15 protein-coding genes are annotated in these 13648 nt (G+C 46.7%); 9 read left to right on the forward strand and 6 right to left on the reverse strand.

Going from position 1 to position 13648, the window contains the following annotated elements; translation table 11 throughout:
* Nucleotides 1-55 precede the first annotated feature (55 nt).
* Nucleotides 56-753 (forward strand): IS1-like element IS1A family transposase gene (locus OGY06_RS00085; RefSeq protein ID WP_103215986.1). Its coding sequence is split into 2 segments (ribosomal slippage): nucleotides 56-305 and nucleotides 305-753, totalling 699 coding nucleotides; the frame shifts between segments, so codons are not numbered across the junction.
* An 81-nt stretch (nucleotides 754-834) separates the two neighbouring features.
* Here the strand turns inward: OGY06_RS00085 and OGY06_RS00090 are convergent.
* Nucleotides 835-1434, reverse strand: coding sequence for a hypothetical protein (locus OGY06_RS00090; RefSeq protein WP_275370101.1), 600 nt, complete (start codon nucleotides 1432-1434; stop codon nucleotides 835-837).
* A gap of 436 nt (nucleotides 1435-1870) precedes the next feature.
* The gene (locus tag OGY06_RS00095; RefSeq protein ID WP_286604398.1) at nucleotides 1871-2758 is read right to left on the reverse strand and encodes a GTPase family protein; all 888 of its coding nucleotides are present in this window, start codon (nucleotides 2756-2758) and stop codon (nucleotides 1871-1873) included.
* Nucleotides 2759-3166: 408 nt separating this feature from the next.
* Between OGY06_RS00095 and OGY06_RS00100 the strand changes: the two genes are divergently transcribed.
* From OGY06_RS00100 to arsA, 8 genes are all read left to right on the forward strand, one after another.
* Complete coding sequence (locus OGY06_RS00100) at nucleotides 3167-4600, forward strand: YfjI family protein (protein ID WP_286604400.1); 1434 nt, start codon at nucleotides 3167-3169, stop codon at nucleotides 4598-4600.
* Nucleotides 4601-5359: 759 nt separating this feature from the next.
* Nucleotides 5360-5992 (forward strand): inovirus Gp2 family protein, encoded by a 633-nt coding sequence (locus tag OGY06_RS00105; RefSeq protein WP_191222259.1) that lies wholly within the window; start codon nucleotides 5360-5362, stop codon nucleotides 5990-5992.
* Nucleotides 5993-6140: 148 nt separating this feature from the next.
* Nucleotides 6141-6362: a DUF2188 domain-containing protein gene (locus OGY06_RS00110; RefSeq protein ID WP_148361609.1), complete on the forward strand. Its 222-nt coding sequence runs from the start codon at nucleotides 6141-6143 to the stop codon at nucleotides 6360-6362.
* A 229-nt stretch (nucleotides 6363-6591) separates the two neighbouring features.
* On the forward strand, nucleotides 6592-6936 hold the full coding sequence (locus tag OGY06_RS00115; RefSeq protein WP_148361610.1) for an ArsR/SmtB family transcription factor: 345 nt from the start codon (nucleotides 6592-6594) through the stop codon (nucleotides 6934-6936).
* A complete protein-coding gene (gene arsH / locus OGY06_RS00120) occupies nucleotides 6926-7639 on the forward strand; it encodes an arsenical resistance protein ArsH (RefSeq protein WP_148362661.1) in 714 nt (237 codons plus the stop codon). Before OGY06_RS00115 ends, arsH begins: the two co-directional genes overlap by 11 nt.
* Before the next feature lie 8 nt (nucleotides 7640-7647).
* Complete coding sequence (locus OGY06_RS00125) at nucleotides 7648-8193, forward strand: sigma-70 family RNA polymerase sigma factor (protein ID WP_275146258.1); 546 nt, start codon at nucleotides 7648-7650, stop codon at nucleotides 8191-8193.
* Nucleotides 8194-8268: 75 nt separating this feature from the next.
* Entirely contained in the window at nucleotides 8269-8631 is a 363-nt protein-coding gene (locus OGY06_RS00130) for an arsenic metallochaperone ArsD family protein (protein ID WP_286604405.1), read from the forward strand.
* Between the two features lie 20 nt (nucleotides 8632-8651).
* Nucleotides 8652-10409 (forward strand): arsenical pump-driving ATPase, encoded by a 1758-nt coding sequence (gene arsA, locus OGY06_RS00135; protein ID WP_286604408.1) that lies wholly within the window; start codon nucleotides 8652-8654, stop codon nucleotides 10407-10409.
* Nucleotides 10410-10482: 73 nt separating this feature from the next.
* On the opposite strand, the gene OGY06_RS00140 is transcribed toward arsA, so the two are convergent.
* The 4 genes from OGY06_RS00140 to arsB all read right to left on the reverse strand — a co-directional run bounded on the left by OGY06_RS00140 (nucleotide 10483) and on the right by arsB (nucleotide 13611).
* Entirely contained in the window at nucleotides 10483-10851 is a 369-nt protein-coding gene (locus OGY06_RS00140) for a winged helix-turn-helix domain-containing protein (RefSeq protein ID WP_286604410.1), read from the reverse strand.
* 62 nt (nucleotides 10852-10913) lie between these two features.
* The gene (locus OGY06_RS00145; protein ID WP_191222262.1) at nucleotides 10914-11726 is read right to left on the reverse strand and encodes a sulfite exporter TauE/SafE family protein; all 813 of its coding nucleotides are present in this window, start codon (nucleotides 11724-11726) and stop codon (nucleotides 10914-10916) included.
* 151 nt (nucleotides 11727-11877) lie between these two features.
* Nucleotides 11878-12309 (reverse strand): glutaredoxin-dependent arsenate reductase, encoded by a 432-nt coding sequence (gene arsC, locus OGY06_RS00150; RefSeq protein WP_191222263.1) that lies wholly within the window; start codon nucleotides 12307-12309, stop codon nucleotides 11878-11880.
* Between the two features lie 12 nt (nucleotides 12310-12321).
* Nucleotides 12322-13611, reverse strand: a complete 1290-nt coding sequence (gene arsB, locus OGY06_RS00155; protein ID WP_101989772.1) for an arsenite efflux transporter membrane subunit ArsB — start codon at nucleotides 13609-13611, stop codon at nucleotides 12322-12324.
* Between the last annotated feature and the right edge of the window lie 37 nt (nucleotides 13612-13648).

Raw genomic sequence — 13648 nt, forward strand, 5'->3', positions numbered from 1 at the left:
GGTGATGCTGCCAACTTACTGATTTAGTGTATGATGGTGTTTTTGAGGTGCTCCAGTGGCTTCTGTTTCTATCAGCTGTCCCTCCTGTTCAGCTACTGACGGGGTGGTGCGTAACGGCAAAAGCACTGCCGGACATCAGCGCTATCTCTGCTCTCACTGCCGTAAAACATGGCAACTGCAGTTCACTTACACCGCTTCTCAACCCGGTACGCACCAGAAAATCATTGATATGGCCATGAATGGTGTTGGATGCCGGGCAACCGCCCGCATTATGGGCGTTGGCCTCAACACGATTTTACGTCACTTAAAAAACTCAGGCCGCAGTCGGTAACCTCGCGCATACAGCCGGGCAGTGACGTCATCGTCTGCGCGGAAATGGACGAACAGTGGGGCTATGTCGGGGCTAAATCGCGCCAGCGCTGGCTGTTTTACGCGTATGACAGGCTCCGGAAGACGGTTGTTGCGCACGTATTCGGTGAACGCACTATGGCGACGCTGGGGCGTCTTATGAGCCTGCTGTCACCCTTTGACGTGGTGATATGGATGACGGATGGCTGGCCGCTGTATGAATCCCGCCTGAAGGGAAAGCTGCACGTAATCAGCAAGCGATATACGCAGCGAATTGAGCGGCATAACCTGAATCTGAGGCAGCACCTGGCACGGCTGGGACGGAAGTCGCTGTCGTTCTCAAAATCGGTGGAGCTGCATGACAAAGTCATCGGGCATTATCTGAACATAAAACACTATCAATAAGTTGGAGTCATTACCTGCAGTGCCCATGAAACCCATTACCAAAGTTACTGCTACGATTAATTTACGCATGATAATATCCTCTTAGAAAGCTGCACTGTGTTTAGAGTCCATTGCAAGGAACCCAGATGTATCGACGATCCAGGTATTGTTGAGTACGCTAAACTTAATCTTGTTGTTTGTTTTCAGCGCATGGTACGCGTAGTCGTTTGCGTCATCACTTTGAATAGCGATAACGTAAGCGTAGGTAGCCAAACGTTTGTTCTTTAATCTGTCGTTTACGCACGCCGGGGTTTCGCACGGCTCAACTTCGATCAGACTTTCTTTACCTATCAGTCGCTGGCCGTTGATTGCGATGTCTTTTTCTTTACCAAAACGCATCTGCATAGTTACAGTCATTTCGAAATAAGGCATCTCCATGAACTTAACCCAAGATACAGTAGGGCCATATTTCCCGTAACGCACGACGATCTGTGCGTTGTCAATCGTACCGTATTTGTTTGGAACACGATCGATTACAGAGAAGACGCTGGTCTTATTATCTTTCCAGATACCGTAATCGTTTTCTTGTTTTACAGTTTCCGCAGAATGATTACGTACAACACCCTTCTGACTTGTCCCCCAGTCAGCGGCACTGACAACTAACGGCATAACAAATATAAAAACTGGAATGAATTTATACATTATTCACGAACCTTCAATTAATAATTCTTGGTGAGTTACCAGTGATATTTTGTTGCCGGAAAAACATCATTGACGGTTATTATTTTCTGGAATGAACTATATCTCTTCTATTATTCGGATGAACTCGCACCTTAAGCACTAAAATTCCCAGAAAAAGGCGCGACTCGCGAAACGCGGGCCCTATAGAAACTAATCATCCTGGAAATCATTGCTGTTAAGCCTCTTTATCAATAGGGGGCAATCCCCCTATATCAGTGAACAGACAATATGAAGCACATGAACACCCACCACTATCTTATTGATTTAAAATGAGTAGTTTCATTCACTGCTAATTTTATAGCCGTAACAAAGATAGGGATAATGAATAAAACCGATCGGAACGATCGACGAAATCGATCATGAACAAGCAAAACTCTTTATCGTGGTTCGTGCAAAACTAATCGAAAAAGAAGGACCAGATACTGCGGGCAACGTGGGCGACGGTATGCGTCACAGCCTGCAAGGCCTGGCGGGCAATCAATGGCAATGGTGCGCTGTCAATGACGCGATCAAGTGTATCGACGACAGCGTCGCCAAAGCTGCTGCGGGCGGTTTCCCTGACGGGCGCGGAGTGATATGACTGATGCAGATGGGGCAGCAGCGGGCTGCGTACCTGCTTTGGGAGGCGATTTATCATCTGTTCCACAACATGGGCCAGGTGGTAGCGTCCTTTTACCGATACCGGAATAATGACACCATCCTGAATACCTAACTGACTGGCAACGGCCTGCTGCTTTCGATTGATATTCTCAAGCTGGGTGGAAGATGGCGTCGCAGAGTGCCGGTTCCACTGTTCGGATGGCTCTACTTTATCCACCTGATTGAGTATCCAGAGCACCGGCGGCATGGTGTTACCGCACTGGGCCTGAATAGACTGATAAAACGTCTCTTCCACGGAGAATGCCCGGTCATCCGCTTTTAGCACCCACAGCACCATATCCAGCTTCGGGAGCTGCTCCCGATAGAGCTCACGGTATTCAGCGTCCCGCTGCTGGCTCTCGCCCACTCCAGGCAGATCCACCAGCGTAAGGTAGTGCTCACCAAATCGCAGAAGTACACGCTGTGGTTCACGGGTACAGGCTTCCACGGCATTCATTGCGCAGACTTCACTGCGGAATAGGGCATTACAAAGCGACGATTTCCCTGCACCTGTTTTTCCCATAATACCAATGACTGGTTCGTAAGTAATAAGCTGGCTGAGCTCCTTTATCAGCGTGTGGCGTAATGTACGGGGATAGCGACGTAAGTGGTGGCGGATAATTTGATATCCGGATGGTTGCTTCATTGATCACTCCTCAGAAATGAAACAGGCCATCCCGGAGGATAGCCTGATGAATAAGATATGCTGTTATTCAATGATGTAATATATAAGTAAAAATTAATTCGAAATGCTCATCCTCCTGGGGAGAGGACAACTCGCTATCCTGTTTGACAAAATATTTAAAGGCCGATTTTTAGGTATTAACAAATTGCTATGCGATCCACTTTTCATTTTTTAGGTGCAGCGCTTGTTTATTGTAACTATATAACATAACGCATTCTAAATATCCCACTAACAATTCTAATCTGTAGTTATGTAAATGATGAGTACGAACGCGTCTGAAATTACCCAACGAGACTTCTTGCGATTGACCTGCGATTGCCATTGCTATTTATTGTCCGTATCCAAGAGCACATAACCAATGAGGTAATTATGATCCGTTTTCCACTTAGAGCTTTTCCTGAGAGCATTCGTCAAACAATTCTTGATATTAATGAACGCACACAAGCACCGATAGAATTAATTTCCTCATCAGTGATTGGTGCCATATCGTTAGCCTGTCAGAACACCATCAACATAAAATTAAATGAGTCCGTGACTGCTCCGGTATCCTTATTTTTATTCGTTATAGCTAACTCTGGTGAGAGAAAAACGACCGTAGATCGCATGGTGCTTAGCCCATTCTATCAGCATGATGCTTATTTGCTACGACAGGCAGATGAGCAGAGGAAGATTTTCGAGGTTGAGACAAAAATATGGAATGCAAAGGAAAAGGCAATTGTAAACCTTATTAAGAAAAAAACGACTAAGGGTGAATGTACTCATGAGGAGTCGCAAAGCCTGAGAGTGTTACAGCTTGAAAAGCCAGTACAACCTAAAATCGGTCAACATATTTATAATAATGTAACCCCGGAGGCATTGCAGCTTGCGATGTACAGTCATTCTCCGCATATTGGATTGATTGCTGATGAAGGGGCAAATATTCTTGAGCGACAGGTGATGAATGATCTGAGTTTTATCAACACTATGTGGGATGGCGTTTCCTTTCGCGTTGAACGAAAAACGACGCAAAGTTTTACCATTGAAAATGGTCGTGTCACACTGTCACTCATGGTTCAAAAAAAGACATTTGATTTATACCTTAAGCGGCAGGGCTCAAAAGCCCGCGGAAGTGGTTTTTTTGCACGCTGTTTACCGGTATATATTGATGAAAATCTTACGACGCAGGGTGAACGTTATATTCAACAGAATGTAGGGGATTTGAGACATCTTGAGTTTTTTCATCAGCGTCTGGAGACTCTAATTACTGGGGGAGGGGAATCTGCCAGTTGTGGTGCGCAAAAAATGCTTTCATTCGATCTTTCCGCGCAGGATGCATGGGAAGAAATTTATAATATCATTGAGAGCCGAATCAAAACAGGCGAGTGCTATGCAAATATGAGCGACTTTGCTTCAAAATTGGCTAATAACATAGCACGGCTATCAGCCTTGTTTTCTTACTTTACAGAAGGTGAGTGTTTAATAAAAAAAGAGTATGTTGAGGGGGCGTGGTTACTGTGTAAATGGTATATGGAACAGGCAATTAATATATTTGGTCAGGATGATGGCTATTACGAGGCATTGCTGATTTCATGGTTACGACGCGATTTGTCTCGTTCCCGGGATGACTCAGTGAGATATAACGATATACGCCGATTTGGCCCTAATGTATTACGCAAGGGGACATTGCTAGATCGAGTGATAAATAATCTGGCAGATGCACGCGTGATTGATGTTGGGGTTTTTAAAGGTAGGAGAGTAGTGTATAGAGATGAAAATTTTGATAACAATATTTTTACAAAAAATCCAGCTTACAGTCACTACTGAGTTGCTACTTCTGCGATTGTCGCAGCTTATCGCAAGGCAAAGAGGAAAAAAATATGATGAAATTGATTTCATACTTAAACTATAACTTTAAAAACTATTGGTTTAGTATTTGGATTGAAATGTGTAACTGATAGCCGTATTGAATAAGAACTCAAGTCGGAAATATGAGGTGTATAGTCAGGGTTTGTTTTATTTTTTAGAATTGTTAACTTAAGAGTAATATACCTCTTAAATTTAATTGAAAACTGATGTTGCTATATAAAGAAGAGAATGATAGATAATTCATAGTGTTTGATGTCGGTAATAGTATTATATACAGCAGCCTATCTGTATATAATATCATGTATCCGTATATACACATGTTGTAGCCACATGAGTTATACAATCATGTATTGATATACATTGGTGGGCAGATAAGTAATACATACAAACATGACATGTGAACACTCCGCATTACTACAAGAATGAAATATTTACGTTTATATCTAGTTGATATGGTAATTGCTGTTACCTGCTACATACACAGCGATACTGATTAATTATAATCACTACAATAATGGAAGGCAGATATGATTTTATAATTAAACGTATTTAGTTATTAAGCACTTTCCTGTGCTTACACGGTAAGTGATGGCTGAATATCGTCTGTTGATAAATAATATCTGCCTATGAGAACTTGGGTCTATTGCATTTGGTTATCTCTAGTAACCATTTCAATAGAGTCATTAACAATTGAATATGAAACAAAGGATGTATTATATGTTACCCCTTGAATATCTCGATATACGTCAGGAACCTTTTAATCAACATTATCTACAACGATTGGAGGATGTACTGCAGTTAGCACAGGATGAAAACCCAAGGACATTAGCAATACGAATTGACCTGCGTTTATCACCAGAATGGATTGCAGAGGATTCAGTATGCTGTAACCCTAATATTTCTGGTGACTTGCTAAGTCGCTTTATAAGCTCTCTCAGAGCGAAAGTAAGGCATTACAGAAACAGGCTTAAGCGATCAGATAAACGAGCACATCCTTGTCGGTTACGTTACTTCTGGGTAAGAGAAATAGATACTGCCATTTATCCTCACTACCATGTAGTTCTCTTACTGAATAAAGATCTCTTTCGCGGGTTAGGGAGTGCTGGTAATCCTCAAAGCCTCTGGGGGATGATTCAGAGCGCATGGATGAGTGCATTAGATTTACGTGACTATGATGAGTACAGGCCGCTTGTCGAGTTTCCGGATAATCCAGTGTATGTGTTGGACACAAATGCCAGTGATTATTTAGAGCATTATAAGCGACTGGTATTTAGACTAAGTTATCTCACTAAAGAACGTACGAAGGTTTATAGCTCACGGGAGCGGTCGATGGGCTGTAGCCAGTATTAGTTCCTGTCGGCTGTGCTTAGTTACGTGAGGTAGCTGGCTCAATGCTACATAGTTCCAGTAATGTGATCGGATGCAAACGAAGCGCAATATGTAGTGTCTATACTTTATACTGACACCATATGGTGTTATCACTAGGTAGGTAATACAGATGGGTAAGAATCAACATGTAGTGCCACATAACGGAGAATGGGCTGTGCGTGGGGCCGGAAATGAGCGGGTGACCTCAACGCATCGTACACAGCAGGAAGCTATTGACGCAGCACGTTCGATTTCCCGTAACCAGGGCAGTGAGCTGGTAATACACCGACCCAATGGGCAAATTCGGGACAAAGATTCCCACGGAAAAGATGATTTTCCTCCTAAAGGTTAACTTTCATCACGTCCCTGTAGCAGGCACTAGTCTGCTACGGGGCTTTGAGTATAGTAAAAGAAAAATTCTATCTTTACGGAAATGCGGGGGTAGCTACGTTCTGCAATTTATTCTAAGCGATGGAATTAGAATCTGTATGAATATCCATAGGCTTTAGAGCTTAAATGGTGTTTAATATGGTTAATTATTTCGACTATGCTGGAAATATGGAAATCTAATAGGTGCATTGATGGAACTGATTGAAGCAGCAAATGCTCTGAAAGAACTTGGGCATCCAACACGGCTTGGAATTTACCGAGAGCTTGTAAAGGCAGGGCATGCAGGATTGCCAGTGGGAGATATCCAAAAACGGCTCTCAATCCCATCATCAACATTAAGCCATCATATTGCAGCCTTACTTTCAGTGGATTTAATCAGGCAAGAAAGACAAGGACGGATACTGTGCTGTCAGCCTTGCTACGAAAGGCTTGAGGGTCTATTGGCATTTCTGACCGAAGAGTGTTGCTCAGGTGCGGTAAGCAGCCCTACTGCAATCAACATCAAAAAGTGCAGAGAGAATGAAAATGACAAGTGATATCAAAAACATTGAGTTGGATTTGTTCGACACCTCAATCACAGAGGCAAAACTTAGTGTACCTGCCATTCCCCATCCTCCCCGTATCCTCATGCTGTACGGCTCTGTACGCGAGCGTTCCTACAGCCGACTGGCAACTGAGGAGGCCGCAAGGTTGCTGACTGCCATGGGCGCAGAGGTGCGGATCTTCAATCCTTCTGGCCTGCCTCTTCCTGATGATGCGCCTGACTCGCATCCTAAAGTTATGGAACTGCGCGAGCTGGTTCGTTGGTCCGAAGGCATGGTGTGGTGTTCACCTGAACGCCATGGTGCGATGACCGGCATCATGAAGGCCCAGATTGATTGGATACCGTTATCAGAAGGCGCTGTTCGCCCTTCACAGGGTAAGACGCTGGCCGTTATGCAGGTCTGCGGTGGCTCTCAGTCTTTCAACGCCGTAAACCAGATGCGCATTCTTGGCCGCTGGATGCGGATGATCACTATTCCAAACCAGTCCTCTGTGGCAAAAGCCTGGCAGGAGTTTGATGAAGATGGACGAATGAAACCCTCGTCTTATTACGACCGCATCGTGGATGTGATGGAAGAACTGGTGAAATTTACTCTGCTGACCCGAGGTAACTCAGCCTATCTCGTTGATCGCTACAGCGAACGAAAAGAGTCTGCAGAAGAACTTTCCCGGCGGGTTAATCAGAGCAAAATTTGAGGGCTGGTATGAGTGATGTAACGGCATTCAACAACTGCATGAGCGTGTTCTGGCGGCAACATGAAGCCGAACTCTCTCGCTTTCTGACATCGAAGACAGGTGATATTGAAAAAGCAGCAGACCTTCTACAAGAGCTATTCCTGCGTGCCCGCGCTCATTCAGACAGTTTCTGCGAGATGGAGAATCCGCGAGCCTGGCTGTATCGGGCGGCGAGGAATCTGCTGATTGATGAGTACCGCACCACCAGGGAGTTTGTTGAGCTGGAAGAAGATGCCCCATTAACAGACGCATCCCCTGATGCAATCTCAACGCTGGGTATTTGCCTGCCTGAAACATTACAGGCTTTACCCGAAGATGAGCGGTGGTTGATTGAAGAGTCCGACCTTAACCGGCGTCCCCAGCAGTCCCTGGCCGATGAACTGGGAATCACGCTTACGGCGTTTAAATCCCGTCTGCTTCGGGCCAGAAAACACCTGAAAGAGACGATGACAGAACTTTGTCAGATTGAGGCGGATGGCACTTCTCCCGTCTGCTGCCACAAAAAAATGAATTAATCGCGCATCTTTTTCCCATCACCTTCGTTTACCTCAGTGTAAAGCCAATCGACTAAACACTGAGGTAAACAGTCCATGTCAAAAATTGAGATCTTTGAAGCAGCAGGCTGCTGCGCAACCAGTAGCGTTGTGGTCAGTGACGAAGCCGTCAAATGGAACGCCAGCGCCGAATGGGCGAAAAAGAATGGCGTTGATATTCAGCGCTACAGCCTTGTGAAGAACCCGCAGCAGTTCCTGAATTCTCCTGTCATCAAAGAGTTCCTGAACACATCAGGAATGGAGTCCCTCCCCGTCACCTTGCTCGACGGCAAACTCGTGATGGCAGGCAAACTCCCGACGCGAGAAGATATCGCCCGTTGGTCAGGTATTCCGCTTACTCAGGACTGGAGTGAAGACAGCACGCAACCACGCTGCTGCAGCATTCCACGCATGCCTTAATTCCAGAGGAGCTAATACTGATGAATATTCCATTTTTAAAAGACATTCCCCCGTTCATCTTCTTCACTGGCAAAGGTGGTGTGGGTAAAACTTCCCTGGCATGTGCTACTGGGGTATGGCTGGCCGATCAGGGTAAGAGAACGCTTCTGGTGAGTACCGATCCGGCTTCTAATGTCGGCCAGGTATTTAGCCAGACTATCGGTCACCGAATCACAGATATCAGTACTGTAGAAAATCTTGCTGCGATGGAAGTTGATCCGATGGCTGCAGCGCAAGCCTATCGTGACCGTGTGCTCGACCCTGTTCGCGGGCTGATGCCTGCGGATGTGGTCAGCAGCATTGAAGAGCAGCTCTCTGGCTCATGCACCACTGAAATCGCTGCCTTCGATGAGTTTACCGGTCTGCTAACCAATCATGAGCTGCGGGAAAAATATGACCATATTGTATTTGATACCGCGCCAACCGGTCATACCATCCGCATGCTTGAATTGCCGGGAGCCTGGAGCGGTTATCTGGAAGCGAACCCTGATGCCGCTGCAAACCTCGGGCCTCTGGTTGGGCTGGAGAAACAACAGCACCAGTACTCCGATGCAGTTAAAGCGCTGTCTGATGCAGCTCTCACACGCTTAGTGCTGGTTGCCCGTGCCCAGGCTTCAACGCTGAAAGAGGTTTCTCATACTCACGATGAGCTGTCTGTTATCGGTTTGCAGCATCAGCACCTTGCCATCAATGGTGTACTGCCGCCGTTTGCAGGTGAGTATGATCCACTGGCGCAAAGTATTCTGGCTCGGGAAGAAAAAGCATTACAGGCAATGCCTGATAATCTGGCTAATCTTCCCCGCTCACAGCTGTATCTGAAGCCATTTAACCTGGTCGGTCTGGAAGCATTGCGGGAGTTATTTACAGAGAGCAAAGCCGCACCGGCTCTCCTTACTACCACGCTGAATACTTTGGATTTACCGAAACTTGCCTCGCTGGTGGATGAACTCAGTCAAACAGGAAAAGGGCTGGTCATGACGATGGGTAAAGGCGGGGTGGGTAAAACGACCGTTGCGGCATCGGTGGCGGTATCTCTGGCTAAGCGCGGTCACAAAGTTCACCTGACTACATCCGATCCGGCGGCACATCTGTCTTACACGCTGGATGGCTCGCTGCCCAATCTTCAGGTCAGCCGTATTGACCCGAAGGTGGAGACAGAGCGTTATCGCCGTTTTGTACTGGAAAATCAAGGTAAAGGATTAGACGCTGAGGGACGGGCGGTGCTGGAGGAAGATCTCCGCTCACCATGTACTGAAGAGATCGCCGTCTTCCAGGCATTCTCACGGGTAATCAAAGAGGCAGACGATCATTTTGTCATTATGGACACCGCGCCAACGGGTCACACACTTCTGCTACTGGATGCGACTGGAGCCTATCACCGGGAAATGGTACGCCAGATGGGGCAAACACATGACCATGTGATGACGCCAATGATGCAATTGCAGGACCCGGAAAAGACGAAGGTGATGATCGTGACGCTTGCCGAAACGACACCTGTACTGGAAGCAGCTAACCTGCAGCAGGATCTGCGTCGAGCTGGCATCGAGCCGTGGGCATGGGTTGTTAATAACAGCCTAGCAGCTGCTCAACCGTCTTCGCCTTTCCTGAAGACCAGGGCGAACCGCGAGCTGCCTCTCATCTCTGATGTGGAAGAACAGTATGCAAAGCGTATTGCACTAACAGCGCTACAGAGCGAAGAGCCGGTTGGTATTGACCTGCTGGAAGAGATGGCGAAGTAACAATGAAGGGGGCATTAGCCCCCTTCATGAATTGCTGTCGCTCTATTTTCCCGATGGATAACAAAGGTCTCTGTCATTTTCCAAAAAGAATCTTTTCAAGTTCGATTAACTGTTGCTGAGATTGCTCATTGAGGTGAGCCTCGGCCTTGTCATACCAGGTCAACAGGCTACGCCCCAATGGCGTCAGAACTGTTCCACCGCCTTTGTTACCACCTGTGGAAGTGGTTACAACTGGCTGACCAATTCCCTTGTTCAAGGTGTCAATTAAGAGCCATGCTCTTTTATAAGGTATCCCCAAATCTTTAGCTGCCGCAGAAAGAGAGTGAAAGCCATCAATCGCCCTTAAAAGGTCAACCTTCCCCGGCCCTAGCGAGATGTTGTCGTTAATATAAATCCTCGGTCTGACTAAGATTAAGTTTGATTTAAGGGGCGTATTTTTCATTCTGATACCTTTTTGAAATCATTTTCTCTGTAATGCTGAATAGTCCAAAGTGTTAACAGCCATTATCTTTGCCGGGTATGCTTAAAGGTTTTGATCGCGGAAATAAGAAGTACCGCGCCTAACAGCGTCATAAGCACTCTTACCGGGAACATACCGAGCATAAGGCCCCCAATAGCGGCACCTATAACGGAACCGATGACCATCCACACAAAAAGTTTTTTCTCTTTTCTCAGGATCTGGAAAGCATCTGCATTAGTGTAGCGAGAGAACCCCACAATCATCGTCGGTAAACTGATCATGAGTGACAAACTGCCTGCTAGTTTGATGTCTGCCCCGAAAAGGATAACGATGGTTGGTATCAGGAGCTCTCCCCCTGCAACACCCAGCAGAGCAGCAACATTTCCGATGAAGAAACCCGCAATAACCCCCGCAATAATGGTTGCGATTCCGGGCTGAAACAAACCAGCGGAGCTATCATGCAAAGGCATCCATGCTTCTGAAAGCATGACAAATGACAGGATAACAAGCAGGAGCAGAATAGTTCTGTCCAGCCAAATACGGGACATTTTTATGGCTCTTCCTGCAGCCCACCATGCACCGATAAGGCTCCCGGCCAGCAAATTGATGACAATATCAAGATGAGCAAACAGCTGATCGACGGCTATAGATTTTGTTCGGAATATCAAAGCAACAGCGACAACAGTAAGGCTCATTGCCTTGTTAAAAATAACCGCTTCCAGCGTGGGCATTTTGAAACTTCCTATCAGGACAGGAAGACGGAACTCCGCACCACCAAGGCCAATCAAGCCGCCTAAAGCACCGATTAATGTGCCTGATAAAAAACCTTTTCCGTTCCGTTTTGATTCTAATGACATGTGTTTCTCTTTTTCGTTATGTCAAAAACGACATAACGAAAAAGGTAGCATAAAAAATGTGGACTCTGGAAGCGTATATTTAACTTTCTGGAGGGATGATGAAAAAGAGGATATGAAAGGGCCGGGGAATTAGCCCTTTCATTGGCTGAAATTACTTGCTGTCTATTCGTTTTCCGCTAGAGTCAACGACCTTCTCACCGTCTTCCTTAGTGAAAGCTGCTTTCTGGGCATCAGGAAGGATATCCAGAACGACCTCGGACGGACGGCACAGTTTAGTTCCCAGTGGCGTCACGACAATCGGACGGTTAATCAGAATAGGATTTTGCAGCATAAAGTCGATTAGCTGGTCGTCAGTAAATTTATCTTCTGCAAGACCCAGTTCCTCATACGGCTCGACGTTCTTACGCAGTAACGCCCGGACTGAAATGCCCATATCCGCAATGAGTTTGACCAGCTCATCGCGTGAAGGTGGTGTCTCAAGATAAAGAATAACAGTCGGTTCAGTACCACTGTTGCGGATCATCTCCAGCGTATTACGCGATGTGCCGCAGGCTGGGTTGTGATAAATGGTGATGTTGCTCATATCAGTATCTCATTACAAAGTGAAAGAGAGACGTAGCGCCAGCGCGGCCAGCGTTACAAACAGCACAGGCAGAGTCATGACGATCCCAGTGCGGAAATAGTATCCCCATGTGATGGTCATATTCTTCTGTGAAAGGACATGCAGCCAGAGCAGCGTTGCCAGGCTACCAATAGGTGTAATTTTCGGTCCCAGATCGCAACCAATCACGTTGGCATAAATCATTGCCTCTTTGATAACGCCTGTTGCGGTGCTGCCATCAATAGAGAGAGCGCCAACCAGCACGGTAGGCATATTGTTCATGATGGAAGACAGGAAAGCCGTCAGGAAGCCAGTACCAAACGTCGCGGCCCAAAGTCCTTTATCTGCCAGCACGTTCAGTACACCAGAGAGATATTCGGTTAGCCCGGCGTTGCGCAGACCGTAGACCACCAGATACATCCCCAGCGAGAAAATAACGATCTGCCAGGGTGCCCCACGCAGCACTTTACCCGTGTTAATGGCATGGCCTCGTTTAGCTACAGCAAACAGGATCACAGCTCCAACAGCCGCAATCGCGCTAACGGGAATACCGAGCGGCTCAAGGACAAAGAACCCAACCAGCAGAAGAATTAAAACTATCCAGCCGGTTCTGAAGGTTGCCAGATCTTTAATCGCCTTTGCCGGTGCTTTCAGGAGAGCTAGGTCGTAAGTCGGTGGAATATCTTTGCGAAAGAACAGATGCAACATCACCAGCGTGGCGATAATAGCGGCAATATCCACCGGCACCATTACCGACGCATACTCAGTGAAACCCAGCCCAAAGAAGTCTGCAGAAACGATGTTAACCAGGTTCGACACAATTAGCGGCAGGCTGGCCGTATCAGCAATAAATCCGGCGGCCATGACAAATGCCAGTGTCGTGCCTTTGCTAAACCCTAATGCTAATAGCATTGCGATGACTATTGGCGTCAGAATAAGTGCCGCACCATCGTTGGCAAACAGTGCCGCCACCGCTGCACCGAGTAGAACAATATAGGTAAAGAGCAAACGCCCACGACCGTTACCCCAACGTGAAACGTGCAGCGCCGCCCATTCGAAAAAGCCGGATTCATCGAGCAGCAGGCTGATAATTATCACGGCAATAAAGGTCGCCGTCGCATTCCAGACGATATTCCACACAACAGGAATATCACCAAAATGGACAACGCCAGAAATCAACGCCAGTACCGCGCCCAGTGTCGCACTCCAGCCGATCCCTAATCCCTTCGGTTGCCAGATAACCAAAACGATGGTCAGGACAAAAATAGCGCCTGCCAGTAACATAAATCCTCCAGACAGGACGGCTCTGCCGCCCTGTGTA

The organism is Citrobacter sp. Cpo147, assembly GCF_030332405.1.
Taxonomy (GTDB): Bacteria; Pseudomonadota; Gammaproteobacteria; order Enterobacterales; family Enterobacteriaceae; genus Citrobacter; species Citrobacter portucalensis.

Excerpts from the sequence above, each read along its gene's own strand:
- OGY06_RS00090 (WP_275370101.1), bottom strand. The coding sequence starts at position 1,434 with ATGTATAAATTCATTCCAGTTTTTATATTTGTTATGCCGTTAGTTGTC.
- OGY06_RS00095 (WP_286604398.1), bottom strand. The coding sequence starts at position 2,758 with ATGAAGCAACCATCCGGATATCAAATTATCCGCCACCACTTACGTCGC.
- OGY06_RS00100 (WP_286604400.1), top strand. The coding sequence starts at position 3,167 with ATGATCCGTTTTCCACTTAGAGCTTTTCCTGAGAGCATTCGTCAAACA.
- OGY06_RS00105 (WP_191222259.1), top strand. The coding sequence starts at position 5,360 with ATGTTACCCCTTGAATATCTCGATATACGTCAGGAACCTTTTAATCAA.
- OGY06_RS00110 (WP_148361609.1), top strand. The coding sequence starts at position 6,141 with ATGGGTAAGAATCAACATGTAGTGCCACATAACGGAGAATGGGCTGTG.
- OGY06_RS00115 (WP_148361610.1), top strand. The coding sequence starts at position 6,592 with ATGGAACTGATTGAAGCAGCAAATGCTCTGAAAGAACTTGGGCATCCA.
- arsH (WP_148362661.1), top strand. The coding sequence starts at position 6,926 with ATGACAAGTGATATCAAAAACATTGAGTTGGATTTGTTCGACACCTCA.
- OGY06_RS00125 (WP_275146258.1), top strand. The coding sequence starts at position 7,648 with ATGAGTGATGTAACGGCATTCAACAACTGCATGAGCGTGTTCTGGCGG.
- OGY06_RS00130 (WP_286604405.1), top strand. The coding sequence starts at position 8,269 with ATGTCAAAAATTGAGATCTTTGAAGCAGCAGGCTGCTGCGCAACCAGT.
- arsA (WP_286604408.1), top strand. The coding sequence starts at position 8,652 with ATGAATATTCCATTTTTAAAAGACATTCCCCCGTTCATCTTCTTCACT.
- OGY06_RS00140 (WP_286604410.1), bottom strand. The coding sequence starts at position 10,851 with ATGAAAAATACGCCCCTTAAATCAAACTTAATCTTAGTCAGACCGAGG.
- OGY06_RS00145 (WP_191222262.1), bottom strand. The coding sequence starts at position 11,726 with ATGTCATTAGAATCAAAACGGAACGGAAAAGGTTTTTTATCAGGCACA.
- arsC (WP_191222263.1), bottom strand. The coding sequence starts at position 12,309 with ATGAGCAACATCACCATTTATCACAACCCAGCCTGCGGCACATCGCGT.
- arsB (WP_101989772.1), bottom strand. The coding sequence starts at position 13,611 with ATGTTACTGGCAGGCGCTATTTTTGTCCTGACCATCGTTTTGGTTATC.